At 67.1% G+C, this 26,995-nt stretch carries 24 protein-coding genes; 11 read left to right on the top strand and 13 right to left on the bottom strand.

What is annotated here, in order from left to right:
* Positions 1-16 precede the first annotated feature (16 nt).
* The 3 genes from llg_RS04775 to llg_RS04765 form a co-directional block, all read right to left on the bottom strand.
* Positions 17-1,333, bottom strand: a complete 1,317-nt coding sequence (locus tag llg_RS04775) for a hypothetical protein (RefSeq protein WP_338288395.1) — start codon at positions 1,331-1,333, stop codon at positions 17-19.
* 370 nt (positions 1,334-1,703) lie between these two features.
* Positions 1,704-3,020 (bottom strand): DUF1501 domain-containing protein, encoded by a 1,317-nt coding sequence (locus tag llg_RS04770; protein ID WP_338288394.1) that lies wholly within the window; start codon positions 3,018-3,020, stop codon positions 1,704-1,706.
* The gene (locus tag llg_RS04765; RefSeq protein WP_338288393.1) at positions 3,017-4,945 is read right to left on the bottom strand and encodes a DUF1549 domain-containing protein; all 1,929 of its coding nucleotides are present in this window, start codon (positions 4,943-4,945) and stop codon (positions 3,017-3,019) included. The genes llg_RS04770 and llg_RS04765 overlap by 4 nt, the downstream gene beginning before the upstream one ends.
* 499 nt (positions 4,946-5,444) lie before the next feature.
* On the opposite strand from llg_RS04765, the gene llg_RS04760 reads away from it, so the two are divergent.
* Entirely contained in the window at positions 5,445-8,207 is a 2,763-nt protein-coding gene (locus llg_RS04760) for a PQQ-dependent sugar dehydrogenase (protein ID WP_338288392.1), read from the top strand.
* 93 nt (positions 8,208-8,300) lie between these two features.
* On the opposite strand, the gene llg_RS04755 is transcribed toward llg_RS04760, so the two are convergent.
* The 4 genes from llg_RS04755 to fdhD form a co-directional block, all read right to left on the bottom strand.
* Positions 8,301-8,762, bottom strand: coding sequence for a hypothetical protein (locus llg_RS04755; protein ID WP_338288391.1), 462 nt, complete (start codon positions 8,760-8,762; stop codon positions 8,301-8,303).
* Positions 8,763-8,997: 235 nt separating this feature from the next.
* The gene (locus tag llg_RS04750; protein WP_338288390.1) at positions 8,998-9,828 is read right to left on the bottom strand and encodes a S1-like domain-containing RNA-binding protein; all 831 of its coding nucleotides are present in this window, start codon (positions 9,826-9,828) and stop codon (positions 8,998-9,000) included.
* A 58-nt stretch (positions 9,829-9,886) separates the two neighbouring features.
* Complete coding sequence (locus llg_RS04745; RefSeq protein ID WP_338288389.1) at positions 9,887-10,405, bottom strand: hypothetical protein; 519 nt, start codon at positions 10,403-10,405, stop codon at positions 9,887-9,889.
* A gap of 537 nt (positions 10,406-10,942) precedes the next feature.
* Positions 10,943-11,713 (bottom strand): formate dehydrogenase accessory sulfurtransferase FdhD, encoded by a 771-nt coding sequence (fdhD, locus tag llg_RS04740; RefSeq protein ID WP_338288388.1) that lies wholly within the window; start codon positions 11,711-11,713, stop codon positions 10,943-10,945.
* A gap of 28 nt (positions 11,714-11,741) precedes the next feature.
* On the opposite strand from fdhD, the gene llg_RS04735 reads away from it, so the two are divergent.
* The 3 genes from llg_RS04735 to llg_RS04725 all read left to right on the top strand — a co-directional run bounded on the left by llg_RS04735 (position 11,742) and on the right by llg_RS04725 (position 13,655).
* The gene (locus llg_RS04735) at positions 11,742-12,260 is read left to right on the top strand and encodes a tyrosine-protein phosphatase (RefSeq protein WP_338288387.1); all 519 of its coding nucleotides are present in this window, start codon (positions 11,742-11,744) and stop codon (positions 12,258-12,260) included.
* A 6-nt stretch (positions 12,261-12,266) separates the two neighbouring features.
* Complete coding sequence (locus llg_RS04730; protein WP_338288386.1) at positions 12,267-12,896, top strand: VTT domain-containing protein; 630 nt, start codon at positions 12,267-12,269, stop codon at positions 12,894-12,896.
* A 207-nt stretch (positions 12,897-13,103) separates the two neighbouring features.
* Positions 13,104-13,655: a plasmid pRiA4b ORF-3 family protein gene (locus llg_RS04725; protein ID WP_338288385.1), complete on the top strand. Its 552-nt coding sequence runs from the start codon at positions 13,104-13,106 to the stop codon at positions 13,653-13,655.
* A gap of 143 nt (positions 13,656-13,798) precedes the next feature.
* On the opposite strand, the gene llg_RS04720 is transcribed toward llg_RS04725, so the two are convergent.
* The 3 genes from llg_RS04720 to llg_RS04710 form a co-directional block, all read right to left on the bottom strand.
* Positions 13,799-14,176, bottom strand: a complete 378-nt coding sequence (locus llg_RS04720; RefSeq protein WP_338288384.1) for a VOC family protein — start codon at positions 14,174-14,176, stop codon at positions 13,799-13,801.
* Positions 14,177-14,253: 77 nt separating this feature from the next.
* Positions 14,254-15,240, bottom strand: a complete 987-nt coding sequence (locus tag llg_RS04715) for a YafY family protein (RefSeq protein ID WP_338288383.1) — start codon at positions 15,238-15,240, stop codon at positions 14,254-14,256.
* 57 nt (positions 15,241-15,297) lie between these two features.
* Entirely contained in the window at positions 15,298-16,131 is an 834-nt protein-coding gene (locus llg_RS04710; RefSeq protein ID WP_338288382.1) for a hypothetical protein, read from the bottom strand.
* A 195-nt stretch (positions 16,132-16,326) separates the two neighbouring features.
* Between llg_RS04710 and llg_RS04705 the strand changes: the two genes are divergently transcribed.
* Positions 16,327-16,890: a hypothetical protein gene (locus llg_RS04705; RefSeq protein WP_338288381.1), complete on the top strand. Its 564-nt coding sequence runs from the start codon at positions 16,327-16,329 to the stop codon at positions 16,888-16,890.
* A 126-nt stretch (positions 16,891-17,016) separates the two neighbouring features.
* Here the strand turns inward: llg_RS04705 and llg_RS04700 are convergent, their stop codons facing one another.
* Positions 17,017-19,308 (bottom strand): FdhF/YdeP family oxidoreductase, encoded by a 2,292-nt coding sequence (locus tag llg_RS04700; RefSeq protein WP_338288380.1) that lies wholly within the window; start codon positions 19,306-19,308, stop codon positions 17,017-17,019.
* A gap of 111 nt (positions 19,309-19,419) precedes the next feature.
* Here llg_RS04700 and llg_RS04695 point away from each other — a divergent pair, with 111 nt between their 5' ends.
* Both llg_RS04695 and llg_RS04690 read left to right on the top strand, forming a co-directional pair.
* Positions 19,420-19,860 (top strand): PTS sugar transporter subunit IIA, encoded by a 441-nt coding sequence (locus llg_RS04695; RefSeq protein ID WP_338288379.1) that lies wholly within the window; start codon positions 19,420-19,422, stop codon positions 19,858-19,860.
* A complete protein-coding gene (locus llg_RS04690) occupies positions 19,857-21,653 on the top strand; it encodes a ClcB-like voltage-gated chloride channel protein (protein WP_338288377.1) in 1,797 nt (598 codons plus the stop codon). Before llg_RS04695 ends, llg_RS04690 begins: the two co-directional genes overlap by 4 nt.
* 474 nt (positions 21,654-22,127) lie before the next feature.
* Here llg_RS04690 and llg_RS04685 read toward each other — a convergent pair whose 3' ends face one another.
* Entirely contained in the window at positions 22,128-22,535 is a 408-nt protein-coding gene (locus llg_RS04685; RefSeq protein ID WP_338288376.1) for a hypothetical protein, read from the bottom strand.
* A 181-nt stretch (positions 22,536-22,716) separates the two neighbouring features.
* Between llg_RS04685 and llg_RS04680 the strand changes: the two genes are divergently transcribed.
* Positions 22,717-23,172, top strand: a complete 456-nt coding sequence (locus llg_RS04680) for a hypothetical protein (protein WP_338288375.1) — start codon at positions 22,717-22,719, stop codon at positions 23,170-23,172.
* A gap of 67 nt (positions 23,173-23,239) precedes the next feature.
* Entirely contained in the window at positions 23,240-23,752 is a 513-nt protein-coding gene (locus llg_RS04675; protein WP_338288374.1) for a YbjN domain-containing protein, read from the top strand.
* Between the two features lie 146 nt (positions 23,753-23,898).
* Here the strand turns inward: llg_RS04675 and llg_RS04670 are convergent, their stop codons facing one another.
* Positions 23,899-24,681: a class I SAM-dependent methyltransferase gene (locus tag llg_RS04670; RefSeq protein WP_338288373.1), complete on the bottom strand. Its 783-nt coding sequence runs from the start codon at positions 24,679-24,681 to the stop codon at positions 23,899-23,901.
* 171 nt (positions 24,682-24,852) lie between these two features.
* Here llg_RS04670 and llg_RS04665 point away from each other — a divergent pair, with 171 nt between their 5' ends.
* Both llg_RS04665 and llg_RS04660 read left to right on the top strand, forming a co-directional pair.
* The gene (locus llg_RS04665) at positions 24,853-25,272 is read left to right on the top strand and encodes a MarR family winged helix-turn-helix transcriptional regulator (protein ID WP_338288372.1); all 420 of its coding nucleotides are present in this window, start codon (positions 24,853-24,855) and stop codon (positions 25,270-25,272) included.
* Positions 25,269-26,990, top strand: a complete 1,722-nt coding sequence (locus llg_RS04660) for a chloride channel protein (protein WP_338288371.1) — start codon at positions 25,269-25,271, stop codon at positions 26,988-26,990. The genes llg_RS04665 and llg_RS04660 overlap by 4 nt, the downstream gene beginning before the upstream one ends.
* The last annotated feature ends 5 nt before the right edge of the window (positions 26,991-26,995 follow it).

Below are 26,995 nucleotides of genomic sequence, written 5' to 3'. Positions count from 1 at the left end.
GCGGTGGCCGCCGCACCTACTCCATCGCCGCCTTCATCCGCGGGTCGGCGAGATCGAGACGGTAGAGCACCTGGTTGTAATCGTGGCGCGGGGTGGGATCGGGGTTGCCGGAGAAGGTGGCGGTGTAGGTGCCCTCGAACCAGATCACGCGCCCGCCGTCCTCCGCCAGCTCCGGGTGCTGGAGGGGATTGTAGAAGGTGTAACGGTCGTGGGTGACGATCTTCACGCACTTCCGCCACGGGCCCTGGGGGGTGTCCGCCTCGGCGTAGCGGATCTCGCCGAGTGCGGAGGTGCCGTTGCTCTCGGTGAAAACGCTGGTCCATTTCTTCCGCCACGGGTTCCAGGCCACGGAGCCGTTGTGGGCCTTCACCGGCTTGCCGGTGGTGGCATCGGTGAAGGCGGTGTCACAGGCCACCGCGGTGTAGCTCGCCGGAGTACGCCAGGCCTCGTAGTTGTCCGGGATGGAGAGCGCCGGGGTGGCCTGGCCGAAGAACACGCGGCCGTCGTGGCGGAAGGCGTGGCCGTCCGGGAAGCGCTTCGAGTCCAGCGGCAGCGCGAGCACCTTCTTGAAGACCTGCTCGGCCTCGTCGAACTCGCACAGGCCGCGCTCGTAGGTGTCCATCGGCGGCTTGATCTTGGCGTAGCTGGCCACCAGGTGGGCCTTGCCGGCCTGGTCCTTCAGCGAGACCAGCGCGCCCAGCCAGGTGGGGCCGGTCCCGGCGATCGGGGCGGCGCGTTTCACGAAGCCATCGGGTTGGGTGAAGTAGTCGTAGCGGACCGGCTCGTCGGGTTTCGCCACCGGCGCGGTGGTGGCCAGGGTGGTGTCGAAATTCCCGAGCGGGTAGCCGGGGCGGCTGGTGTCGCCCCACAGCCAGTAGCGTTTCCCGCCGTGCTCCGCGGTGTCCACCGTATCGCAGCCGAAGACCAGCCCGGCGGGCGGTGGCACGCTGGCGCCGGTGAACCGCTGCTGGTGGTAGAGCAGGCCGCCGCCGGTGAGGCGCTGGATACGCTCGGCGGCGAGCAGCCGCCGGATCTCCACGGTGGCGGACTCGCCCGGGCGCGGGGTGAGGCGCACGCCGCGGTTGCCGAAGCCATCCGCCTTCAGCTCGTAGCCGTGGCCGGAGAGACCGAACCACACCTCGCGGCCGAGCAGGTCCGGATCGTCGAAGGTGGCCATGCCCGCGTTGTCCGTGAACTCGCTGAGCTGGTGGGTGGTGGTCACGCGGATCAGCGGCACCGGGCGCTTCGTTTCCGCGTCGATCACGCGCAGCACGAAGGGCTTTTCCGCGGACGCGGCCAGCGGCAGGAGGGCGAACAGGGCGAGGGCTTTCACGGGACTGAGGGAAACGAGCATTTCGCCGGGAATCGTTCAAGGAAGGGTGGTGGCTAAGTAGCACAAGCATTCCTTGCTTGTGGGTGGGGAGCACTGGCGAAGTTCCTTGCTCGTTCAGTCCGTCGGTGAGGGGCTTTTCCAACGTAGCCGCGTTCGGGAGAACGTGGGCGGGGGAGATCCGCGAATCCCCATGTAGGTCCGGTCGGCCTTAGAGGGGCTAGGTGACAGGGGCTGGGGGTCAGGGAAGACAAGAGAAGAAACCAGAGGAGCGCTCTTCTTCTTCCCCCTAGCCCCCAGCCCCTCCAAGGCGGACCGGCCGCGCGAGGGACTCCGCGGCTCTTCCCACCCACAAGCAGGAATGCTTGTGCTACTACGCGAACACCTCGGCGATGGGCTTGCCCTTGTCGGCGATTTGGAAGGGGCGCTGGCTGGGGGACATGATGGTGAGGTTCCACGGCAGGCCGAGGGCGGCGGCGATGGTGGCGTTGAAGTCCTGCACGTTGACCAGCTTGTCCTTCACCTTGGTGCCGGAGGCATCGGTCTCGCCGTACTTGAAGCCGCCTTTCACGCCGCCGCCGGCGAGGAGGCAGGTGAAGGCCTCGGGGTGGTGGTCGCGGCCCATCTTGTGCTCGGTGTTGATCGTGGGCGTGCGGCCGAACTCGGTGGCGACGACGACGAGGGTGTCTTCCAGCTTGCCGCGCTTGTGGAGGTCCTCCAGCAGGGCGGCGTAGGCCTGGTCGAATTCCTGGCAGCGGCCCTGGACGGCGGTGAAGTTGTCGTAGTGGGTGTCCCAGCCGCCGAGCTGGACCTCGACGAAGCGGACGCCGTGCTCGACGAGGCGGCGGGCGAGCAGGCAGCCCTGGGCGAAACGGCCGGTGCCGTAGAGCTTGCGGGTTTCCTCGGTCTCCTGGCGGATGTCGAAGGCGGCGAGGTCCTTGCTGTTCATGAGGCGGATGGCCTCGCGGTAGAGTTCCTCGTAGGCCTTCACGTCGGCGTTGGCGTACTTGTCGTGGAACTGCTTGTTGAGCTTGTCGGCGAGCGAGAGGCGGCGGTCGAAGTCCTCCTGCGGGACTTCGCCGGGGCGTTTGGAATCCTGAAGGCCATCCGTGGCGTTGCCGACGAGGGCCGCGCCGAACTTCGCCCCGAAGAAGCCGCCGCTGGCGAATTCCGCGGAGCTGTCCACGGCGACGAAACCGGGGATGTCCTGGTTGATGCGGCCGCCGAGCTGGAGGACCCACGCGCCGAGCGCGGGGTGCTTGATGGTGCCACGCAGCGCGTAGCTGGTGTGCATGATGTAGGTGCCCTGCTCGTGCGCGCCCTGGGTGGAGTTCATCGAGTTGATGACGGTGATCTTGTCCATCATCGCGGCGGTCTTCGGCAGGTGCTGGCCCACCTGGATGCCGTCGACCTTGGTCGGGATCACCTCCATCGGCCCCATGACGTCCTTCTTCTTCGGCTTCGGGTCGAAGGTGTCGAGGTGGCTCATGCCACCGTTCATGTAGAGGTAGATGACGTGCTTGGCCTTGCCCTTCGGGCCGGTGGCGGGCGCGGCGGTGCCGGCGGCGGAGGCCATGGCGGCGCTGAAGAACGGCAGGACGTGGACGCCGAGGCACATGCGGGCCGCGGTGGCCATGAAGCGGCGGCGGGTCGGCTCGTCGCCGTGCGGGATGTTGTCGGGCAGGTTCATTGCAGGAAGAGGAATTCGGAGGACATCACGAGGGCGGAGACGATGTTGCGGTAGCCGCGTTCCGGGGAGGATTTCACTTCATCGAGCATCCAGCCCATTTCCTGGTCGGTGGGCGGGCGGCTGAGGATGGCGAGGTAGAGGCGGCGGATCTTCTCGGGGTCGGACGAGGCGCCTTCCAGGTTCTTGTAGAGCGCGGCCTTCGGGTTGTTCACGAGCTGGCGCTGGACGAAGCCGTTCATGAGCGAGAGCACCTGGCCGACGTTCGGCTCGCGGCTGGAGGCATCCACCACCTCGCGGTTCGATTGGCCGAAGAGGTAGAGGAAGTGGTCGCCGGGCGCGGGCGAGGGCAGCTCGGAGGCGCGGACCTGGGCGTCCTTGTTGTAGGTGCGCACGCCGCCCATCATCATCGAGTCGCCGCCACCGCCGCCATCGGCCTTCACCTCCTGGAGGAATTTCTGGAAGTAGGCGCGGACGTCGGCCTCCTTCTGGAGCGCGAGGACCTCCTTGGAGAGCTGGACCATGTTCTTTTTCCCGACGAGCACGGGCCGGCCGCCGACCATGATGCGGTCGTCGAGCGTGCGGCGCGGTTTCAGGTCCGGATTGCCGCCGGCCAGGGTGATGAGCGAGTCCCAGATCTGCTCGGAGCCGAGGCGCTCGATCTTGCGGCCGTGGAAGTCATCGCCGCCGGGGACGATCGAGTTGTCCGGGTTGGTGGCGAACTGGAAGGTGCGGGTGTAGAGCAGCACGCGCTGGTAGGCCTTCATGTCGAACTGGAGGTCCACCATGAGCTGCTGGAGGTAGTTCATCAGCTCCGGGTAGTTGGATTTCTCCGCCTCCACGTAGGTGTCCACGGGTTCGTAGACGGCCTTGCCCATGACGCGTTTCCACAGGCGGTTGGCGATGTTGGAGGGGAACTGCGGGCCGGTCTTGGTGACGACCCAGTCGGCGAGCTTCTCGCGGCCGTTGTTCTCATCCCGCCGGTCGGACATCATCACGATCTTGCCGAAGGGCGTGCGTCCGCCGACGAGGTCGCCGGGTTTGCCGTTGTGGTACTCGGCCTGGTAGTCCTGGGGCAGGGAGATGCGGCCGGAGCCGCCGCCATCGAGGCTCATGCCGTAGACGCGGTCCCACAGCACCTGGGCGGCGGAGTAGTCCGGGCCGCGGCGGCCGTCCTCGCGGGTGAGTTCGTTCCACAGCGGCTGCATGAGCTGCTGGTTCTTTTCCTTCTGGCCGTTGGTGAAGGCGGCGAGCTCGTAGAAGTCCTTGCGCTCCGGTTTCTCATCCGGGCTGGCGTGGTTGTCGTGGCACTGGGCGCACTCCATCCGGGAGGCCAGGAAGATGCGCATCGAGTTCGCGATGTTGTCCAGCGGCATGCCGCGGTCGCGCGTGTAGTAGCCCACCGAGGCGGTCTCCGGGTCCCAGCCATCGCCGGTGCTGGAGAGCAGGCGGCGGACGAACTCGTCCCACGGCATGTCGCTGTCGATCGCGCGGCGGACCCAGTCGCGGTACGGGGCCATGGTCGCGCCGCCACCGCCCACGCGCTGGTCGGCCAGCCGCAGCAGGTCGAAGGTCCAGTTCGTGAGGTGGCTGCCGTAGCCGGGGGAATTGAGGAGGTAGTTGACCAGCTCCTGGCGCTTGTTCGGGTCCGAGATTTCGAGGAAATCGCGGGCCTCCTCGCCGGTGGGGATGCGGCCGATGGTGACGAGGAAGGCGCGCCGCAGGTAGGTGGCGTCGTCCGTGGTGGCGGGGACCGGGAGTTTCTGTTTCCGGTACCAGTTCGCCACGTGCTGGTCGATGGTCAGCGCGGCCTTTTTGGCGAAAGCCGGATCATCCTTCGGGGCCTTCGCGCCTTGCGAATAGGCCATCGGGGCGGCCGCGATCAGGCCAAGCGCGGCCACGGTCCATCGGACGAGAAAGGGTTTCATGGGTGTAGGGCTTTTGCCAACGTAGGCAAGGGCCCGGTTGGCGTCAACCAAGCCCTACGGCGCGGGCGGGCGGCGCATTTCGGGTTTCTGCGTATTTTTGACCGGGAGGCAGGGTGGCGCGTGCGGTCGGCCCTCGAGGGGCCAGGGGCTAGGAAGAGAAAGCGTGCTTCCCGGGTTCTTCTGATTTGGAGTGCGGCGAGGCATCGCCGCTTTGAGCGGAGGCGAAGTATCGCCGGGGGCAACACCTGCATTCGCCAACCCGCTCCCACGTTCCAGAATCACCTCATCCTTGGTTCCAGCCCTTCTTCCACAGCTCCGCTGCCAATCCCGTCGATTCTCTCCGGCACCCAAAGCGGCGATGCCTCGCCGCACTCCAAATCCAGAGCCCCCTCTGGATGCCTTCCTGAACAAAGCGACAATCGCCCGCGGCGCGGTTTTCTGTTAGCGCGGTGGTCTTGCCGCCGTAGTCCCGGCTCATTTCATTGCACTCCACAAACCCATGCCGATCCTGAAACCCTCCCGTCCCCTGTCCTGGCTGGCCCTGCTGGCGGCTCTGGCCCCCTTGTCCCGGGCCGCGAACCTGCCCGCCGGATTCGCCGAAACGCGGGTGGCCACCGGCTTGAACCCGACCACCATGACCTTCGCGCCGGACGGGCGCCTGTTCCTCTGCGAGAAGCACGGCCTGCTGCGCGTGATCGAGGGCGACAAGCTGGCGGACAAGCCGCTGCTCGACCTCACCGCGAAGGTGGATAGCTGGAACGAGCGCGGTTTGCTGAGCGTGTGCTTCGATCCGGAGTTCGCCCGCAATGGCTGGATCTACGTCTACTACACCCACAACCGCAAGCCGGACGACGCCAGCCACCAGTCCAGCAACAACCGCGTGAGCCGCTTCACGATCAAGGGCGGCGCCATCGATCCCGCCAGCGAAACGGTGATCGTGGAACTCACGGACCTTTCCAAGATCGGCTGGCACAACGGCGGCGGCCTGCGGTTCGGCAAGGACGGCAAGCTTTACGTCAGCACCGGCGAGAACGCCAACGGCGGCTACGCCCAGAACAGCGGCAACCTGCTCGGCAAGCTGCTGCGCTTCAACAAGGACGGCTCGATCCCGACCGACAACCCCAGCTACCGCGAGTTCGAGGGCCAGAACCGCGCCATCGTCGCGCTCGGGCTGCGGAATCCCTTTTCCATCGCCGTGCAGCCCGGCACCGGCCTGCTCTACCTGAGCATGGTCGGCGCGAACTACGAGCAGATCGAACGCTACGACACCACCGGCACCCCGCAGGCGGTGAACTACGGCTGGCCGGACATCGACGGCCCGCCGAAGAACCAGAAGCAGCCGCCCGGCTACCGCGCTCCGGCCTACGCCTACGACCATGGCAGCGGCAAGGGCGTGGCATTGTGCGCGGGGGATTTCTACGATCCTGCCAAGCGCGGCCCGGACTCGTTTCCCGCCGATTACAACGGGAAGTTCTTCTTCAGCGACTACGGCGGCTGGATCAAGCTGATCGACCCCGCGAAGCCGGAAACGCGGCTCGATTTCGCCACCGGCATCGACCGCCCGATCAGCGTGGCCACCGCCCCGGATGGCGCGCTGTGGTACATCGAGCGCGCCGGAACCCCCGGCGGCTCCGATGCCGCGAACACGATCAGCAAGAACGGCTCGCTGTGGCGCGTGCGCTTCACCGGCGGCGGTCAACCAACCAAGCTCGCGATCCTGAGCCAGCCCGCGGGTGCGAATGTCGGCACCCCGCTCGGCGAGGTGAAGGTCGCCCTCCAGGCCCCGGACGGCAAAACGGTCTCCACCGCCACCGACACGATCACCCTCACGCTCCAGGCCAGTCCGGGCAATCCCGGGACCGGGAAACTGCTCGGCACCACCACCGCCACCGCGGTCAATGGAGTGGCTTCCTTCCCCGCGCTCGCCATCGACCAACCCGGCCGCGGTTACACGCTCCGCGCCAGCACCGGCAAGGCGGAGGTCACCAGCGCCGCCTTCGACATCGCCAATGGCGTCGCCGCCCCACGGGCCACGCCGGAAGGCGGCACCTTCACCGGCCCGGTCACACTGCGCCTGGCCAGTGATACCCCCGGCGTCACCATCCGCTACACGCTCGATGGCAAGGAGCCGACCGAGGCCTCGCCGGTCTACAGCGCGCCCCTCCGCGTCACCGCGGACACCACGCTCAAGGCCATCGCCGCCAAGCCCGGCCTCACCGCCAGCACCGTGACCCGCGTCACGCTCAAGGTCACCGGCACCACGCCCTACGGCCTCGACGAGCGCCCGCCGGTCAGCGGCTTGAAACTCCCCGCCACCGCGGACGCCGGGCTGCCCGCCACGCTCTCCGCCACCGGCATTTTCACCGACCGCAATCTGACGCCGAAGCCCGGCTTCGTGCCCTACTCGCTGAACAGCCCGGCGTGGGCGGATGGGGCGCGCGCCCAGCGTTGGGTCGCGCTGCCACCCACCGGCAAGGTCGGCTTCTCGCCCACCGGGGAGTTCACCTGGCCCGGCGGCACCGTGTTCGTGCAGCACTTCGACATTGCCGCCCGTCGCTTGGAAACCCGGGTGCTGGTGCTCGATGCCACTGGAGCCTTCGGCTACGGCGCGTCCTACCGCTGGCGCTCCGACAACACCGACGCCGACCTCGTTCCAGAAGGCGGTCAGGACGAGGTGCTGAAGGTCACCGATGCCTCCGGCACCCCCCGCGAGCAAACGTGGAACTACCCGGCCCGCGGCGTGTGTTTCATGTGCCACACGCCGAACGCCGGCTTCGTGCTCGGCCCGAAGACCCGCCAGCTCAACGGCCCCCACGCCTATCCCGGCGGCAACACCGACAACCAGCTCCGCACCTGGAGCTACCTCCAGATGTTCAAGACCGGATTGGATGAGAGCGCGATCAAGGGCTACTCCCACACCGTCGCCCTCACCGACAAGGCCGCGTCCGTGGAAACCCGCGTGCGATCCTACCTCGATGCCAACTGCGCCCAATGCCATCGCCCGAACGGTACCGGCGCGCTGTGGGACGCCCGTTTCGACACCCCGCTCGCCAGCCAGGGCATCCTCGGCGGCGAGGTGCGGAACACCCTCGGCCTCGACGGTGCGAAAATCGTCGCCCCCGGAGACGTTTCCAAATCGATCCTCCACCACCGCCTCGCCTCCACCTCCCTCACCGAGCAAATGCCCCCGCTCACCCGCAATGTTCCCGATCGCGTCGCGCTCGGCGTGCTGGAGCAGTGGATCCGCGAGGGGAAGAAGTAGGGTCGCGGGTAGGTCCGCACCGCCGGGGCGACCGGGCGGTGGACGTCGTTTCGCAAAGGAAACGACGTCCCGATCCCAAAGCGGCAAAACTCGTCACTTCGGCGGTTCCGTCTCCATTTTCATGATGATCAGCACCCGCCTGACCGCCCAGGGTTCGGCTCCTTGATCCGCTTCGGCAAAGTACTCCTCCGTGGTTTGCTTCGGCATGCCGGGGCCGCGCTTGGGCTCACCCAGCGCGTGGATGGTTTCGTATGCGATCACATTCACCTCGGTGCCCGCGCTTTTTTCGATCAGCGCCTGGAGCTTCTCCCTGTCGAAATTGTTCCAGAATCCAATCTGGATACCCTCGGTCATCGGAGCGTCCTTGGATTTGAAGACGAGCCACTCGGAATCGGGATAGCCTTTCGGGCTCCGGGTGGTCTTCTTCTTGAACACCACCTTCTTCGAGAAGGTCGTGCCGAATCCCTCCCCGAAGAACGAGTTGACCGAGATTTCCGCTCCGGTGACGGCCGAAGCCATCATCATCCAACCAGCGAGCAAGGTGGCGATCTTCATGACGTCGGCCAGTTTGTTTCGCGCTGGCTTCGGTTCAAGCATTTGTCTTTCGCCCCAACGGGGCGTCATGTGACAGCCCGGGGCATCGCCCCGGGGCTCATGGGGGAAGGGATCGAGCCCTGTAAGGGCGGGATGTTGGCGGTGGTGCCGTCGCCTTCCTTCATCCCGGCTGGACCTTCGCCTCTCCAGAGCCTCCGCCTCCCGGAAGACCTTCCTCGGCTAAAGCCTCAACTCCTCACAGCAACCGCAGCCCATTGGGCTCGATGCGGATCTTGCGCTGGCGGAAGAGCGCGCCGGTGGCTTGCTTGAAGGCGCGCTTGCTCACGCCGAGCGCCTTGCTGATCTCCTCGGCGGGCGAGTTGTCGTGCAACTCCCACCAGCCGCCGCGGCCTTCCAGCTCGTGGAGGATTTTCGCCTCCAGCGAGGAAATGCGCTCGCGGCCCGCCGGTTCCAGGCTGAGGTCCAGCTTGCCATCGTCCCGCACCAGCGCGACGTAGCCCTTCGTGCGCTCCCCGGCCCGCAGGCGGCGGAACACCTGGTTCGCAAACAGCAGGCCGGTGTGGCGGCCGTTGACGATCGCCTTGTAGCCCAGCTCGGTCTTGCCGTAGAGCAGCAGGTCCACCTCGTCGCCCTCGCGGTAGGGAGGCTTCGTTTGATCCAGATGGCGGGACAGGCGTCTGGTCGCCACGATGCGGCCGGTGTCCTCGTCCAGGTAGCAGAACACGACGTAGGACTTCCCGATTTCCAGGCGGTCCTTCTGTTCGCGGAAGGGCACGAGCAGGTCCTTCGGCAGGCCCCAATCGAGGAACGCGCCGACGCCGGTGATCTGGAGCACCTCGAGGTAGGCGAACTGGCCGGGCTTCACCTTCGGCTCCTTCAGCGTGGCGACCGGGCGGTCCTCGGAATCGCGGTAGAGGAACACGTCGACGGTTTCACCGATGGCCCATTTCACCGGCATCTCGCGGCGCGGCAGCAGGATCTCGCCGAGGTCCCCGCCATCGAGGAAGATGCCGAACGGTTGTTCCCGCACCACCTTCAACTCCGCCCGCTCACCGATCATCGCCATGCGCGGAGTGTCGCGGACGGGAACGCGGGCGTCGAACCCGAAAACCGCGGCGGCCCGGTCACTTCGGCTCGGCCACCTTTTCCCGCTTCCAGGCCTGGGGTTTCACGAACACGTCGGCGTTCTTCTCGACGGCGGCGGTCAGCGCCTTGCGGAACGCCTCGGCATCGTCGCCGGGAGCGAGCTTGTCGGTGTCGAGCGTCGACCAGCTCAGGGTGTCGCCATCGAGCTTCGCCCGCACGATCAGGAACGGCTTCTCGGTGTTCGGCTTGCCGGTGGAATCGCCGAGGAACTGGAGCTCGAAGATCTCCGGATGCCCGGCCAGGCACGGGTAGCCGGTGAAATACCAGTGCTCGGTGGCGCTCACCTGGTGGTCGATCACCAGCCGCTTCTCCGCGGTGCGGTGGACCACGAGGAAGCCGTCCTCCTTGTCATTGTCCGCGGGATCGGCCTGGAATTTCCAGCGCCCCACCAGGCCCGCGGGAGCTTCCAGCCCGGCGGCGGGCCCCAGCGGCTTGTCATAATGGCAGGCGGCGATGACGAGCGCGGACACCACCAGCAGCAGGCGCTTCCAGTTCATGATCCGGCAGCATGGCAGGTTCCGGAGGGGAGTTCAAGTAGCGCTGAGCTTGGCCTCATTCGCTAGGCTGAACCGAATGGGGTGAGACCCCTCTTCAAGCCCCGTAGGGGCGACGTATCCTAGCCGGTGGCTTCCGCCCTGATCCTTATACACATCGCATATCGAGAGTGAGCACTCTTTCGCCCCGGCAGGGGCGGGAGAAATTAGCCGGTCGGCAAGGAGCGTAGCGACGCTGCCACCGGGTGACCCGCGGATCATGACAGGCACCCCGGAGGGCGTGCGAGAAGCGCGTGCCCCGGCTCTCCGCGAGAAATGGGCAATGGATTCCACAGGCCTGTGAACCCGGCTGCGATCCCCTTCGGGATCGAATGACCTTTCCCGCCCCAACCGGAGGTGTCGTCGCCAAGGCTCCTCAACCTCCGGCTACTTGGGCTGTCATCCCCTTCGGGGATACAGAGTCCACGATGTGTATAAAGATCAGGGCTTCCTCCACCGGCTAGGATACGTCGCCCCTACGGGGCTTGCAGAAACCTGGCTTCACCCGATCCGCTCCCCACCGGTGTAGACATTGAACCGCGGCGGGCGCAGGAAACCCGCGAGCGTCATGCCGGATTGCGCCGCGAACTCGATCGCCAGCGAGGAGGGCGCGGACACCGCGGCCACCACCGCCACACCCGCGGCCAGCGCCTTCTGGACGATCTCGAAGGACACGCGGCCGGACACCATCAGGAAGCCCTCGTGAAGCGGCACCTCCTCGGCCAAGGCCGCGCCGATCACCTTGTCGGTGGCGTTGTGGCGGCCCACGTCCTCGCGGATCAGCCGCAGGGTGCCGGTGGCGGTGAACCACGCGCAGGCGTGCAGCCCGCCGGTGCTTTCGAAGGTCGTCTGGCTTTCCCGCATCAGATCCGGAGCTCGCAGTAGCACCTCCGCCGGGATCACCGGTCCCGGTGCCAGCGGCGGCAGCTCGCGCATCACCGCCTCGATGCTGGCCTTGCCGCAGATGCCGCAGGACGACGCGCTGAACAGATTCCGCGAGAACCGGGAAACGTCCCACTCGGCATCATCGCGCAGGAACACCAGCGCGTGGTTCGGGCGGGAATCGAGGTCGATGGCGCGCAGGTCGGCGAGCTGGCGGATCACCCCCTCCGTCAGCAGGAAGCCGCGGACGAGGTCGGCATCGTGGCCGGGCGTGCGCATCACCACCGCCACCGGATGGCCGTCCACCGTGATCTGCAGCGGCTCCTCCACCGCCACCCGGTCGGACATTTCCCGCCCCGCCTCCGACCTCACCAGCACTTCCTTGTCCATGGCCGCATTTGCAGGTAGGGATCGGCCCGTGCCAAGCCTTCTCCGCGCCCTCGCCCTGTCCGGTCTGCTGGTGATCCCGGCCTCCGCGTTGCCCGCGAACCTGGCCCGCGTGGATGGCAAGGTCTGGCGCTCCGCCCAACCCGAGGCCACCGATTTCGCCGAACTGCGGCAGCAGGGCATCACCACCGTGCTGAACCTGCGCGAGTGGCACAGCGACGCCGCGAAGGCGGAGGGCTCCCACCTTTCACTCCAGCGCGTGCGGATGAACGCCGGATCCATCCCGGAACAGGACCTCGCCCGTGCGGTGAAGATCCTGAAGGACGCGCCCGGCCCGGTGCTGGTCCATTGCTGGCACGGCTCCGACCGCACCGGCACCGTGGTCGCGCTTTACCGGATGGCGGTGCAGGGATGGCCCCGGGAGCGGGCGATCGCCGAATTCACCGATCCGCGTTACGGCTACCACGCCGGGGTCTATCCCAACCTGCGGCACTACCTGGAACAGGTGGACCTCGCGGCCTTCAAGCGCGCCATGACCCAAGCGGGCTGATCCGCGATGAACCGGATCGTGTTCATCTTCCTGCTCTTCGCCGGGCTGGTGATCGCCGCGTGGCTGGCGTGGGGTGGTCGTTTTGAAACCATGTTCAGCCGCGAGGCCACGGTCGCGTGGCTGGAGGCGCGTCCCGGCTGGGGCGGTCTCGCCGGGGCGGGACTGCTGGTGTCCGACCTGCTGCTGCCGGTGCCCGGCACGGTGGTGATGTCCGCGCTCGGCTACGTCTATGGCGTGGCGGTTGGCGGGTTGCTCGCCGCCGCGGGCTCGATCGGCGCGGGGATCGCGGGCTACGGCGTGGGCAGGCTGCTGCCGGAACGCACCGCGCGGAAATGGATCGGGGAGAAGGATTTCGAGCGCAGCCACCGGCTGTTCTCCGGCGGCGGAGGGTGGATGATCGCCCTGTCTCGGGCGCTGCCGGTGTTGCCGGAGGCGCTGTCATGTACGGCGGGCGCCGTACGAATGCCGTTCGGGCGTTTCCTGGCGGCGGTGGCGTGTGGCAGCGTGCCCACCGGTTTCGTGTTCGCATGGATCGGCACCGCCGGCCGTGACACCCCGGGCTGGGCGATGGCGCTGAGCCTGGTGGTCCCGGCGATCCTGTGGCTCGCCGCGCGGCCGTGGTTGAAGCGATTGTAGCCGGAAGCTCCGCTTTCGGATCGTCTCCGCCAGCTCCAGTTGGCGGTGGCGGACCGGCCGAACGAGCTCCTCCCCCGCAGAGGGAAAGCCGGAGCTTCCCCCTACATCCTGAAAGCGGAGCTTTCAGCTACGTTACCCTCGCCCCACTGGATCGCGTGTCCCGACGGAGCTTGCAGAACGCATTCCGCATTTCCTAGGCTGCCCGCCGTGAGTGCCGCGCGATACGTCATCAAGGTCTTCCTCTACCAGATCACCCCGCAGATCTGGCGGTCGTTTTCGATCTCGGAAGACGCGACCTTCCGCGAGCTCCACGAGGCGATCCAGGATGCGATGGGCTGGGAAGCGAAGCACCCGCACGAGTTCCGCCACGGCAAGGGCAAGCGCCTCGTCGACGTGATCGGCCCGGTGGGTTTGGATGAAATGGTGATCGGCCAGTTCCAGAACGAGTTGGAAGTCACCATCAAGCAGTTCATCGGCCGCCAGCGCCCGCCCGTGCGCATCCTCTACCGCTACGATTTCGCGGACGAATGGATCCACGAGGTGGCCTTCGAAAAGAGGATCGAGGGCGCGGAAGGCGGCCCGGAAATGATCGGCGGCGACCGCGCGTGCCCGCCCGAGGACTTCGGCGGGGCCTTCGCCTTCATGCAGGCGCTCGCCGGGGACATCGAGTGGATGAACCCCGGCTACGACCCGATCCCCTTCGACCCGAAGAAGGTCAAGTTCGGTGCCCGCCAGCGCGGGACCAAAAAGAAGAAGTGAGGTCCCTCCTTCCGGACCGCGAATGAACGCGAATTCACGCGAATGAAGGGTGGGAGCGGGTTGGCCTTCCCGGCATCCGGTCCTCTCCATTCGCGTTCATTGGCGTCCATTCGCGGTTGATCCGGCGATGGACCGCGGCCCGTTCAAGACAGGCTGTGCAGGCCCACCACGTTGCCTTCGGTGTCACCGATGATGCCGATGAAACCGTGCGGCGGGATCGCCATGCGGTCGCGGACGATCTTGCCACCGGCGGCCACCACGCGGGACAGCACGCCATCGAGGTCGCCCTCGACATTCAGATAGACCACGGTGCCACCGGCCGCGGGGCCGCACTCGTCGTGCTTCGTCAGCGCGCCGCCGACCCCTTGTCCCTGCTCGTGCGGGAAGATCGCCATCGAGCAGCCGCTTTCGGCGCACTCCACGGTCTGGAGCGTGGTGTCCAGGATCGTGTCGTAGAAGCGCTTGGCGCGGGCGAGGTCGGAGACGTGGATTTCGAACCAGTTCAGGGCGTTCTTTTTCATGGATGTGTTTGGGATGATGGTTGTGTTCCCGTTCGTTCGGAGGAACGCCCACATCCAAACCCATGCCACTGACAACCCTATGTCAGGAGCGTTTCGGAATCTTCAAATGCCCCCGCGTGGGCCTCCGCGATCTGGAACGCGAGGTTCCGCACCTGCGCCCGCAACTCCAGCGGCGCGGCCACCTCCACCGCCGTCCCGAAGCCCATCAGCCAGCCCGCCAGCCACTCGAAGGAACCCGTCAGCGTGTCCACCTGGAAGCGCCCGTCCGGCAGCCGCGTTTCCTTCGCCCGCGAGCACATCAGCTCGTTGCGCACCCGTTCCATCGCCTGCGCGTGGAACACCAGCGTGGCGGGGAACAGCTCCTTGCCGCGGATCACGTCCTCCAGGAACGCGGGCAGCGAGAAGTCCTCGTGGCCGTGGAACATTTCCTCCGTGACCTCCCAGTCCACCAGCCGGTCGAGCCGGAAATCCCGCATCGCCTTCCGCATCCGGCACCACGCGATCAGATGCCAGTTCCGCCCGTAGAACACCACGCCCAGCGGCTCCACCATCCGGGTGGTGATCTCGCCGCGGTTCCCCGCATCGTAGCGCAGCGCGGCACAGCGGCGGCGGATCACCGCCTCCTGCAGCCGCATCAGCGCCTGGTGGCACTCCTCGTCCTCCGCGCGGGTCGGGCGCTTCAGCCACACTCGCGTCGTCTTCGAAAGCCGGTCGAGGTAATCCCGGCGCTCCGCCGGCAATACTGAACGGACCTTCAGCAGCGCCCCGCGCAGTGAATCCCGCAGCGATTCATCCGCGATCTGGTCGGCGATTTCCCCGCTCAGGAATAGGGCCGCCGCCTCGTCCTCGGTGAACATCACCGGCGGCATGTGGTAGCCGCGCATCAGGCTGTAGCCCATCCCCGCCTCCGCCAGGATCGGCACCCCCGCCTCGCCCAGCGCCGCCAGATCCCGGTACACCGTCCGCACGCTGATCTCATAGTGCGCCGCGATCTGCTCCGCGGTGATGACGCGGTGGCTCTGCAGCAGCAGGATCATCCCGGTGAGGCGGTCGATGCGGTTCATGGCGCGGCGGACAGTTCATCGGAACAGTAGGGCCAGCGCAAGCATTCGTGCCCGGCATCAACCGGGGTCGGCCGTTTCGCCCGGCGCCTCACCCATCGTCGCTTTCGCGGAGACGTAGACTCCGGCGGAAATCAGCAGGCAGACCACCCCGCTGACTGCCCATGCCAACCACGCCGGTGGCCGGGAGCCATTGTGGCTTCCCCGGGTGAACGAATGCCCGCTGCTCCATGTCGCGCACACGGTGTCAAACTCCGAGGCGAGGCGCCCCTGCTGGTCTGGTGGAAACGATGTGCCCGAGATATCGGAGAGCACTTCGACCACCCCTTTGCCCGTCCATGGCACCGCGTAGCCATCACTCTCGCGGCGAATGACGGTGTTTCCGGCGTGGATGATCCACCCGGACGCGGACGGGGCACCCGTGGGATAAAACCGCAACGCGACAGGTTCATGCTGCGTGTTGAACCCATTCCAATTGATGCCGCGCGACCACGTCGGGGTTAGTTCTTCTGAAAAGCCCGCGGTGCGCGGAGAGGAATAATCTCTTCCGGTCGGGCCGTCTGGAAACCACCGGATGATGTCATGGTTGTGGGATCGGTAGACCCACGGCAAACGGTCGCCGACCTTCTCCAGCAAGGCCACCAGCACGATTGAAATTACGACCACACCCGTCACCACCCGGAAGCACCAAGGCACCCGCCCGTGTTCCGGGAGATGATCGTGGCGCAATTGCAGATCCCATCCGCGCATCATCATCAGCGGTGCCAATAGCAAAGCTCCCCACCAGATCAGAACCGCATACGGCCCGACCGGATACGCCACCGTCGAATACCGCCAACCGGTGTAGTTGCACAGCGCCGCCGACCCGATCGCCACGAGGATGACGGTCCACACGAACCTCCGTCGCTTGTTCCGTGGAACGGCATGTACATCCCCTCTCGCCATCGCCCGATCTTGGGAAGCCGCCTGCATCCGGGTCAAGCCCCCCCCTCTTTTCTGATCACTGCTCACCCGGTACTTGGCACTCCTCTTCCATAACCGTTGGACCCGCGGCTTGCGTCCCCGCCGTTCCCAGCGAAACTACCGGCCATGTCCGCGCCCGGCGACTCCGTGATGCCCGTGCCCTGTCCGCATCTGCCGGACATCGGTGTGGACTCGCATCCGGCCTCGCGGCTGGCGGCCTACCGTGATGGCGAGCGCGGCGCGGACTTCTACCGCCAGGCTCTCCACTGCGGCCAATCGCGCTGGCTGGAGAAACTTCCCGCGCAGGCGCTGCTGATGCTGAATCGCGCGATGGGCGCGAGCCTCTGCCATCGGCGCGATGCCACGGTGCTGGCGGACCACCCGATTCCCTACCAGGCCGTCGGCTGGATCCTGCGGCGGGACGATGGCGGTGGCTTCCTCGGCAATCCGCGCCGCCATTACCAGCACCTCGCCACCCGCATGAGCGGCTGGGATATCGAGCGCCGCACCGCCCGCGCTTGGGCGTGCTGGGTGCTCGCGAAACACGTCAACCCGGCCTGGGAAGCGGACCACGTGCAGATCGCGCGCGAGGGGATCGTCGAGCCCGCGTTCGAGACGGTCCACGCCGCGGTCGTCGCCCATGGCCTGCCGGGAGAGCACCTCGAATGGCAGGCGGCGCTGAAGATGTAGTCGGAAGCTCCGCTTTCGAATTGTCGCCCACCAGGTAGCGCGAAGCTTGGCTTCGCGTGCAGGGAACGGCCCGGATGGAATAGCGGCGACCCCATTTCGCAAAGCCCCGCAAGAAGCACGCGAAGCTCAGCTTCGCGCTACCCCGCTCCGCGTCACCCTCACCGACACCGACTTGCTCGTCGGTGTGTTGCTGCCTGTCGCGGTGCTGCCCGCGGGGATGAGCGCGTTGGCCTCCGGGAAATACGCCGCCGCGCAGCCACGGGGCATGTCGTAGGCGATCGCCTGGAACTTCTCCGCCACGCGCTCGCCATCGTCCCACACGCTGGTGAGGTCCACCGTGTCGCCCGGTTTCAACCCGCGTTCCGCGAGGTCGTCCGGGTTCACCAGTACGATCCGCCGGGCATGGCCGATGCCACGGTAGCGGTCGTTCAGCCCGTAGATCGTGGTGTTGAACTGGTCATGGCTGCGGATCGTCTGGAGCACCAGGCAACCGGGTGCGGGAACGAAAGCATCCAGCGGCCCCGCGGAGAAATTCGCCTTCGCGGTGTCCGTGTTCCACTTCCGCTCCTTGGCCGCGTTCGGCAGGTAAAAGCCACCGGCTTCGCGGATGCGTGCGTTGTAGGGACTGAACCCCGGCACCACCGCTTCGATCCAGCCGCGGACCCGGTCGTAATCCTCCGCCAGCCAGCGCCAGCGGATGTTGCCCTTGTCTCCCACCACTGCCTCGCCGAGCCGCGCGACGATCTCGACCTCGCTGAGCAGCGCCTTCGACACCGGATCGAGCCGACCCTCCGACGACTGCACCACGCCCATCGAGTTCTCGCACGAGACGAAGCGCGGCCCCCACGGGCCTTCGTCGCGTTCGGTGCGGCCTAGGCATGGCAGGATCAACGCGCGGCGGCCGTGAACCAAGTGGCTGCGGTTGAGCTTGGTGGAAACGTGGCAGGTCAGGCGGCACTTCCGCAGCGCCGCCGCGGTGAAATCGGTGTCCGGCGTGGCCTGCGCGAAGTTCCCGCCCAGCGCGAAGAACACCTTCGCCTCGCCGCGGTGCATCGCCAGGATCGCGTTCACCGTGTCGTGGCCGTGGGCGCGCGGCGAAACGATGCCCGCCTGCCGGTCCAGCGCCGCCAGGAAACCCTCCGGCATCTTCTCCCAGATGCCCACCGTGCGGTCGCCCTGCACGTTGCTGTGGCCGCGCACCGGACACAGCCCCGCGCCGGGCCGGCCGATCGCGCCGAGCAGCAGGTGCACGTTCGCGATCTCGCGGATCGTCGCCACCGCGTTGCGATGCTGCGTCAGCCCCATTGCCCAGCAGGTGATCACCCGCCGTTTGCCGGTGGCCATCTGCTTCGCCAGCGCCTCGATCTCCGCGCGCGCGATCCCGGACAGCGTTTCGATCTGCTCCCAATCGGTTCGTTCCAACTCGCTACGATACTCCTCGTAGCCGCAGGCGTGCTCGTGCAGGAACGGGCCATCCTCACCGCCCGCCGCCAGGATCGCCTTCGCGACCCCGCGGAACAGCGCGAGATCGCCGTTCACTTTCACCTGCAGGTAGGTCGAGGCCAGCGGCGAGGTTTTCCCGAGCAAACCGAGCGCCTGCTGCGGATGCGCGAAGCCGGTGAGGCCCGCTTCCTTCAGCGGATTCACCGCCACCAGCACCGCCCCCTTCGCCACCGCCTCGGCCAGCGTCGTCAGCATCCGCGGGTGGTTGGTGCCCGGGTTCTGGCCCACGCACAGGATCGTTTCCGCCTCCAGGAAATCCTCCAGCGTCACCGTGCCCTTGCCCACGCCGATCGCGGCCTTCAAGGCGGCACCGCTCGATTCATGGCACATGTTCGAGCAATCCGGCAGGTTGTTGGTGCCGTAGGCGCGGGCGAGGAGCTGGTAAAGGAATGCCGCCTCGTTGCTGGCGCGGCCAGAGGTGTAGAACAGCGCCTCGTCCGGCGAGGCCAGCCCGTTCAACTCCTCCGCCAGGATCGCGAAGGCGCGGTCCCACGTCACCGGTCGGTAGTGCGTGCCGCCTTCCTCCAGCAGCATCGGCTCCGCCAGCCGCCCTTGGAGGTCGTGCCAGGCATCGCTCTGGCGTGACAGTTCCGCCACCGAGTGCTCCGCGAAAAACTCCCGACCGATCGTCCGGCCCATCGCCTCGGAGGCCACCGCCTTCGCGCCATTCTCGCAGAACTCGGCGATCGAGCGGTCGCGGTCCGGGTCCGGCCACGCGCAGCTCGGGCAATCGAAGCCGCCGGCCTGGTTCAGGTCGAGCAGCGCTCGGGTCCCGCGCAGGCCGGATTTCGCGATCACCTGGGCCATCGCCGAAGTCACGGCGGGCAGCCCCACCGCCCAGGTCTTCGGCGGCTTCACGTGCAAGTCGCGCTCATCCTCCACCGGCGGGCGGGCATCGGGAACATCGGGCGTCACGATCGGAACGTTAGACGCGTCCGGCCCGCCGTGCCAGCGGAGGATTCGACAATCCCGCGACCTCTTTTTGGTGGCATCCCCCCGGCCCGCGTTGGTTGAATGGGGGGACCAATGAGTTCACTCGCGCTGCCTCCGAACGCCCCGCTGCTCCTCGACCTGGACGTGTCCACGGAGGAAGACGCGATCCGCGCGGTGGCCGGGCTGCTGAAGGGCCATCCGGACGTGACTGACCACGCCGCCTTCGTGGCCGCCGTGTTCGAGCGCCAGAAGATCAATCCACCGCTGCTCGGCAATGGCATCGCCATGCCCCACGCCCGCACCCCGCAGGTGAAGGAGGTCGTTTTCGCCATGGCCCGCTGCAAGCAGCCCGTCCCCTTCGGCGATGGCCAGACCCCGGTGCGCCTGATTTTCCTCTACGGCATCCCGCCGCACCGCGTGGCCGAGCATCTCGCCACCACCGCCGCGCTGGCCCGCCGCCTGCGCGATCCCGCCATCGTCCAGCGGCTGCTGGACGCACCGGATGCGGAGGCTTTCGTGGAAGCGTTGTCATGAGCGAGGCGGGCGGTACCCCCGGCGGGATGACGAAGGCGACGCGGCGGCTGGTCCGCGTCCGGATCTGGCTGGCCGATCACCTGCGTTTCAACGAACTCCAGGCCACCCTGCTGTGGGCCGCCATCATCGGCTTTCTCGGCGCGTGGTCGTCCACCCTCTTCAAGGAGGCCACCGAGTGGCTGCACCACCTCTTCACCGGCTTCCATGAGGGCGAGGAGATCGCCGGTTATGTCGCCAGTTTCCAGAAGATGGACTGGTGGCGTCGCATTGCGGTGCCCACCGTCGGCGGGTTGCTGGCCGGGCTCACGCTGGTCTTCGGCTCGCGTTTCAAGGCGAAGCAGAATTCGACCGACTACATGGAGGCGGTGGTCGTCGGCGATGGCAACATCTCGACCCGCGTCAGCCTGGTGAAATCGATCTCCGCGTGGTTCTCCAGCGCCTCCGGGGCTTCGATCGGTCGGGAAGGTCCGCTCGTCCAGCTCTCCTCGCTGGTGGCCTCGCTGGTCGGGCGGTGGTTCAAGTTCCCGCTCGCCCGCAAGCGCCAGCTCGTCGCCTGCGGGGCCGCCGCCGGCATCGCCAGCGCCTACAACGCGCCCATCGCCGGGGCCTTCTTCGTGGCGGAGATCGTGCTCGGCTCGGTGGCCATGGAGGCCTTCGGGCCGCTGGTCATTTCCTCGGTGATCGCCACCCTCACCACCCGCGCCCACTTCGGCGCGGAGGCCCTGTATTCCGCGCAGGTGTTCAACATGCACGGCAACCGCGAGTTGCTGCTGTTCCTGGTGCTCGGCATTTCCTGCGGCCTCGGCACGCCGTTGTTCCTGCAACTGATGAAGGGCGGCGAGAAGGTGTTCTCCTTTCTCAAGCTGCCGGTATGGGGGCGGCTCGCGCTCGGCGGCCTGATCGTCGGCCTGATCACCGTTTGGCGGCCGGAGGTCGCGGGCAATGGCCGGCGGCTGGTCTATGACGTCCTTCACGACCATTATTCCCACGCTTGGGTGCTGCTCGCCATCGTCGTCACCTTCAAGCTGATCGCCACCGCCGCGACCTTCGGTTCCGGTGCGGTCGGCGGGGTGTTCACGCCCACCCTCTCCGCGGGCGCGGCCTTCGGCTACCTCTTCGGCATGGGCGCGTCCCATCTGCTACCCGGCTGGGGCCTGGAGCCCGGCGCCTTCGGCCTGATCGGGATGGGGGCCTTCCTCGCCGCCGCCACCGGCGCGCCGGTGATGGCCATCATCATGATCTTCGAGCTGACGCTCAACTACCAGATCCTCATGCCCGTCATGCTCGCCAGCGTGGTGAGCTACTACATCTGCCGCTCCCTCTATCCCCACTCGCTCTACGGCGAGGCCCTGAAGCGGAAGGGCGCGGCCGCCGTGGCCCAGCACCTCGCCACGTTGAAGGTCGGCGACCTGATGACCCCGGACACCGGCACGCTCTCGCCGAACGCCACCTTCGGCGAGGTCGCCCGCGCCTTCCTCCAGAGCCGCCACGAGTTCCTCCACATCGTCCACGACCAGCGTTTCCTCGGAGTGGTCTCGCTCCACGACATCAAGCCCTACCTCGACCAGCCCGAGCTCGAATCCCTGTTGATCGCCCGCGATGTGATGCGCGACGATTTCACCCGCCTCCAGCCGGACCAGACCATGAACGAGGCGCTGGAACTCTTCGGCCAGGCCGAAGCCGAGCGCCTGCCCGTGACCGCCATCACCGGCGAACTCCTCGGTGCGGTGGCGAAAACCGACGTCCTCCTGTTCCTCGCCGGCAAGCCGAAGCGGAACACCGTGGCCGCGTGAGGCGATTCTCCGCGTAAGCCGCGCTCGTGAGAGTGTCTGAGCCCGGAGGGCGACGTATCCTAGCCGGTGGCGTCAGCCACCGGTATGGGACGACAGGAGTCCCAAGCCCCGGTAGGGGCGACGCGAGCGGAGGCTGTATGACGCCTCAAACGATGTTCGCATCCGACGTTCGGAGAGTTCCGTATGTTTCCAAACCACGGGAATAGCGAGGCCGCGGGAAGAGCACGGGCAGCGTCGTCCCTGACGGGACTTGGATCTTTTCCCGGCGTGGTCCGGTGGCTTGCGCCACCGGCTAGGATACGTCGCCCTCCGGGCTTGGAGAGATCGGACGCGAACTGAGAACTGAAACTACAACGGCAAGGGTGGAGTGGCCCCGCCCACGTTCTCCCAAACACGGCCACGGAGAGAGGAACGAAAAAAGCCACCGGTCTGCACCGGTGGCTTTTTTGAAAATCAAATCGGCGTGGGCCGGAATCAGGCGAGGGTGCCTTCTTCCTTCTCCTTGTCGCCCTTCTTGCACTTGTCGCAATCGGCGCCGGCGAGGGTGCCTTCTTCCTTTTCCTTGTCGCCCTTCTTGCACTTGTCGCAGTCGGCACCGGCGATGGTGCCCTCTTCCTTCTCCTTGTCACCCTTCTTGCACTTGTCGCAATCGGCGGCGGCCACGGTGCCCTGCTCCTTGGACTCGTCGCCCTTCTTGTGCTTGTCGCAGGCGATGGTGCCTTCTTCCTTCTCCTTGTCGCCCTTCTTGCACTTGTCGCAATCGGCCACGAGGGTGGTCTCTTCCTTCTTCTCGTCACCCTTCTTGCACTTGTCGCAGTCACCGGCGAAGGCGATCGGACCAGCGAAAAGGGCGGCGAAGAGAGCGCTGTAGAACAGTTTCATGATATGGTGGTGGTTCGTGTTTTTCGTGGCCCTGGCGGCGGGACCTCCACTCTGAAACACCACGGGGGGCGAATATTCCCTAAAAAATTGCATTCTCCTGAAAATTTTTTGGAGCAGGGGAGCGAAATCGGCCTGGAATCAAGCTTTGCAACGGGGTCGGGAGGGCGAAAACTCCGTGCCCATGCCCGTCGCCGAGACCCACAAGGAGCTGCGTTTCACCCGCTCGCGACAGGCCGCCGGGTTTTCCATTGCCGCCGGGATGCTGGCCATGGCGGGCCTCGTGTTCTTCCTGCTGGCCCCCTACCGGGCGGACAATCCGGAGCTGCCGCACCCGGCCTGGGGGCTGCTGCCGCTGACGCTGGCGGCGGGCTCGCTGCGGCTGGCATGGCGCTGCGCCCGCCACGCCTACCTCCTGCTCAGCCCGATCGGGATCGAGATCTTCCCGTTTTTCCGCCCCGCGGCGGGGATGCAGGTGGTCCCGTGGGCCCAGATCGCGGCGGTGGAGATCGATCAGGCCCGGCTGACGCTCCATTTCTCCGCCGATCGCACCTCCGGCATCCACCTCTCGCTGGCTCCGATCCGGCGGGCCCGGCGCGCCCTGTTGATCGCGGCGATCGAGGGCCGGTTCGCGAAATAGGACGTCCGGGCGGGCCCGCCGACCTGATTCACTTGATTCTTCGGGCGGGTTTCTTTCGTCTCCCCGCATGCGACCGCCCTCCCTCCAGATCCAATCCGTGGAAGACACCTTCGGCCGCAATGGCTGGCACTGCGAGCTGGTTGAAGGCCGTGATGTCCTCCGCTCGGTGTTCGACGCCCACCACACCCGCGTCGAGCTCCACGCCCAGGCCTACCCGCAGCTCAATGCCCTGGTGGTGGTCGCGGAAGGCCCGCTGGCCCCGTCCGAGGAGCACCTCCAAGCGGTGCTGGAACTGCTGGCCCGCGCCAACAAGCAGCTCACGCTCGGCGGGTTCGAGTTCGACCTCGACCGCGAGAAGCTCGTCTTCCGCATCACCAACCTCTTCGAGCGCGAGAAATACGATCCGGACATTGTTTCCTCCATGGTCCACTGCGCGGTGGCGGAGCTGGACCGGCTGACGCCCTACACCCAGATCGTCGTCCGCACGCCGGAAGACCTCCTCGATGACCTCGACCTCGAGCGCCTGCTGATGCGCGAGGACGTGATCCCGCCGGTGCCGGGGGACGAGGACGATTTCTGAGAAGCCAAGGAGTGGCGGATTTCGATCCGCCATGCATCCAATGACTTCCATGGCCGGGCAACGGTCGGGTCCTTCCGGATACCGATGGTTGCGAAGCGGAGGAGCGTCGTTTCCCAAAATGGCGGCTCGAAAGCCGCCACTCCCAGTCAAGCCGGCCGTCCCAGCATCGTAACGGTCCGGTAGCGCACGCGCACCGTGTCGCCCTCCGCGTGGAGGTCGAAAACCCGGTCGATCTCCGCCAGCGCTCGCGCGCCCGCCGGGCTGTCGCGGGGCGGCATGTAGGAGCGGGAGAACAGCAGGCCGCGCAGGCCCTCGCGGGTCAGGTGTTGTTCATGGGCGTGCTCCAGGGTCCGGTAGGGGCCACCGAAGAACGCGGGCACCCCGGCCTTGTTTTCCTGGGAGAGCATGGCCTGCCGGGCCACGCCGCCCGCTTCCTCCATGATGACCACCAGGGACTGGTGGAGCGGGTCGTCGCCAAGCCGGTCGTTCCAAACCAACGCCACCTGCCCGCCCGGTTTCAGGATGCGCAGGAACTCGCGCCGCGCCTCCTCGATCTGGAACCAATGGAAGGCCTGCGCCGCGGTGACCAGATCCACCGAGGCCTCCGCCAGCGACGTGTGTTCGGCCGTGCCCGCCACGCCGCGGTAGCCCGGGCGACCACCGAGCAGGGCGTCGCAGGCGGCACGCATTTCGTCGTTCGGCTCCACGGCGGTGACCTGCGCGCCGTGGTCGAGCAATCCGGCGGTGAGCAGGCCGGTGCCTGCACCGATGTCCGCCACCACCGTGCTGCGTGCCAGCAGGCCCTCCGCCGCCAGCGCGTCGAACCACGCCGCCGGATACCCGGGCCGCGCCGTCTGGTAATCGTCCGCCTTGGTGGAGAAAACCGTGGTGCCATGATCGCGGGGAACGTGTGCGCGCGGGGTGTCCATGGCGGGGACTTTCGTAGGAGCAGGCGGGGCGTCAACAAGGAGCAGGGACATTCCTGTCCCGTTCTTCTCTTCATTCCTCATGGAAAACGGGACAAGAATGTCCCTACTCCTTGGGCAGTGCTGCAGAATCCCTCTTGCATATATCGTAATGCGATATAAAAGCGCCCCGCCATGTCCGGAGACCCCGTGCCTCTCACCGATTCCGATTACGCCCGTCTGGCGGATTTCCGCTACTCGCTGCGTCGGTTCCTCCACTTTAGCGAACGCGCCGCCGCGGCGGAAGGCCTGAAACCGCAGCAGCACCAGGCCCTGCTCGCGATCCGCGGCCGGGCCGCGGGTTCCACCACGGTGGGGGTGCTGGCGGAGCGCCTGAAGCTGAAACACCACACCGCCGTGGAGCTCGTCCAGCGCCTCGAAGCCGCCGGGTTGCTCTCGAAACACCCGTCGCCCGGCGACCGCCGCTCGATGGTGCTGGAGCTCACCGCCGAAGGCTCCGCCCGCCTTGAGCGCCTCACTCTCGTCCACCGCCGGGAGCTGAAGCATCTCGGCCCGGAAATCATCAGCCTCCTGTTCTCGCTCGATCCGTCATGACCCCGTCGCCTTGGTCCCGCGCCCGCGTGCCGCTCCTCTCCGTCCTGCTGGGCGGCCTCGTCACCCTCACCGCCGTTGGCCTGATCGCGCTGATCCGGCTGTGCACCAACCTCGCCTTCCACGGCGTCTTTTCGACCGCGGAATCGAAGCCCGATTTCTCGCACTGGGGCGCGTGGGGGATCGCCGTGCCGGTGGTGGGCGGCCTGATCATCGGCGTGATGGCGCGCTGGGGCAGCCCGGCGATCCGCGGCCACGGGATTCCCGAGGCGATGCAGGCGATCGGCACCGCCGACAGCCGGATCCCAGCGCGGGTGGCCATTTTCAAGCCGCTGTCCGCCGCGGTCTCGATCGGCACCGGTGGCCCCTTCGGCGCGGAAGGCCCGATCATCGCCACCGGTGGCGCGATCGGATCGCTGATCGGCCAATGGCTGCCGAGCAGCCCGGTGCAGCGGAAAATCCTGCTGGCGGCCGGAGCGGCAGCGGGCATGACCGCCATTTTCGGCACTCCGCTGGCGGCGGTGCTGCTGGCGATCGAGCTGCTGCTGTTCGAATACCGCGGCCGCAGTTTCCTGCCGGTGGCGCTGGCCACGGGCACGGCGATGGCGCTACGGTCGTTCTTCCACGAACCGCTGCCGATGTTCCCGCTGGCGTTCGACCAGGCACCGGATGTGCCGCTGTCCTTTGGATCCTTCCTGATCGGCGGCGTCTGCGGCCTGCTGGCGGTGGGCATCACCAAGGCGGTTTACGCGCTGGAGGACGAGTTCGAGAAACTGCCGCTCCACTGGATGTGGTGGCCGGCCATCGGCGGAGTGTTCGTGGGGGTGATCGGCTGGATCGATCCGCGCACGCTCGGCGTGGGCTATGACAACCTGCGGGTGCTGCTGGAGGGCCAGATGGCGCTCAAGGCGATCGCCACCCTGGCGGTGCTGAAGTTCCTCTCCTGGCTGGTGGCGCTCGGCAGCGGCACCTCCGGTGGCACGCTCGCGCCCCTGATGACCATCGGCGGGGCTTTGGGCGCGCTGGCGGCCCATGCCCTGCACGGCGTGCCGGGGTTCGAGACGTTTCCGGTGGGGCTGGCGGTGATGATCGGGATGGCGGCGACCTTCGCCGGGGCCTCGCGGGCGTTCCTCGCCTCGGTCGCCTTCGCCTACGAGGCCACTCACGCGGTGGGGGCCTTCGGGCCGCTGCTGCTCGGCTGCGGCGCGGCGGTGTTGGTGTCCCGCGTGCTGATGCGGGAGACGATCATGACCGAAAAGCTCGCCCGCCGCGGCGTGCGCATTCCCAGCGACTACGAGCCGGATTTCCTCCACGCCCTGCACGTGGATGCGGTGATGGAGCGCCAGCCGCTCACCGCCGCCCCGCGGCACACGGTTTCCGAGATCGCGGCGCGCCTCGGCACCCCCGGATCGCCGTGGCACGATGTCCGGCTGATCCCGATCACGGACGCCGATGGCACTCTGCTCGGCGTGATCACCCGCGCCGACCTGTTCGCCGCGTTGGAGGTGGCTCCGCACAGCACCGTGCTGGAAGCCGGGGTCACCAAACCGGTGACGATCCACCCGGAGGAACTCCTGTCCGAAGCCGCGGATCGCATGATCCGCCACGGCATCGGCCGCCTGCCGGTCGTCGACCGCGGCGAATCCCCGAAACTGGTGGGCTTGGTGACCCGCCGCGCGATCCTGGAAGCCCGCCGCCGGGCCCAGGCGGGGCGGGAGTGATCGGT

This window comes from Luteolibacter sp. LG18, from assembly GCF_036322585.1.
Lineage (GTDB): Bacteria > Verrucomicrobiota > Verrucomicrobiia > Verrucomicrobiales > Akkermansiaceae > Luteolibacter.
This window is presented reverse-complemented; position numbering and strand designations above follow the sequence as displayed.

Coding starts and splice junctions, on each gene's coding strand:
- llg_RS04675 (WP_338288374.1), top strand. CDS start 23,240: ATGCGACCGCCCTCCCTCCAGATCCAATCCGTGGAAGACACCTTCGGC.
- fdhD (WP_338288388.1), bottom strand. CDS start 11,713: ATGGACAAGGAAGTGCTGGTGAGGTCGGAGGCGGGGCGGGAAATGTCC.
- llg_RS04765 (WP_338288393.1), bottom strand. CDS start 4,945: ATGAAACCCTTTCTCGTCCGATGGACCGTGGCCGCGCTTGGCCTGATC.
- llg_RS04685 (WP_338288376.1), bottom strand. CDS start 22,535: ATGAAACTGTTCTACAGCGCTCTCTTCGCCGCCCTTTTCGCTGGTCCG.
- llg_RS04745 (WP_338288389.1), bottom strand. CDS start 10,405: ATGAACTGGAAGCGCCTGCTGCTGGTGGTGTCCGCGCTCGTCATCGCC.
- llg_RS04750 (WP_338288390.1), bottom strand. CDS start 9,828: ATGGCGATGATCGGTGAGCGGGCGGAGTTGAAGGTGGTGCGGGAACAA.
- llg_RS04660 (WP_338288371.1), top strand. CDS start 25,269: ATGACCCCGTCGCCTTGGTCCCGCGCCCGCGTGCCGCTCCTCTCCGTC.
- llg_RS04680 (WP_338288375.1), top strand. CDS start 22,717: ATGCCCGTCGCCGAGACCCACAAGGAGCTGCGTTTCACCCGCTCGCGA.
- llg_RS04760 (WP_338288392.1), top strand. CDS start 5,445: ATGCCGATCCTGAAACCCTCCCGTCCCCTGTCCTGGCTGGCCCTGCTG.
- llg_RS04695 (WP_338288379.1), top strand. CDS start 19,420: ATGAGTTCACTCGCGCTGCCTCCGAACGCCCCGCTGCTCCTCGACCTG.
- llg_RS04705 (WP_338288381.1), top strand. CDS start 16,327: ATGTCCGCGCCCGGCGACTCCGTGATGCCCGTGCCCTGTCCGCATCTG.
- llg_RS04755 (WP_338288391.1), bottom strand. CDS start 8,762: ATGAAGATCGCCACCTTGCTCGCTGGTTGGATGATGATGGCTTCGGCC.
- llg_RS04690 (WP_338288377.1), top strand. CDS start 19,857: ATGAGCGAGGCGGGCGGTACCCCCGGCGGGATGACGAAGGCGACGCGG.
- llg_RS04770 (WP_338288394.1), bottom strand. CDS start 3,020: ATGAACCTGCCCGACAACATCCCGCACGGCGACGAGCCGACCCGCCGC.
- llg_RS04720 (WP_338288384.1), bottom strand. CDS start 14,176: ATGAAAAAGAACGCCCTGAACTGGTTCGAAATCCACGTCTCCGACCTC.
- llg_RS04730 (WP_338288386.1), top strand. CDS start 12,267: ATGAACCGGATCGTGTTCATCTTCCTGCTCTTCGCCGGGCTGGTGATC.
- llg_RS04670 (WP_338288373.1), bottom strand. CDS start 24,681: ATGGACACCCCGCGCGCACACGTTCCCCGCGATCATGGCACCACGGTT.
- llg_RS04665 (WP_338288372.1), top strand. CDS start 24,853: ATGTCCGGAGACCCCGTGCCTCTCACCGATTCCGATTACGCCCGTCTG.
- llg_RS04715 (WP_338288383.1), bottom strand. CDS start 15,240: ATGAACCGCATCGACCGCCTCACCGGGATGATCCTGCTGCTGCAGAGC.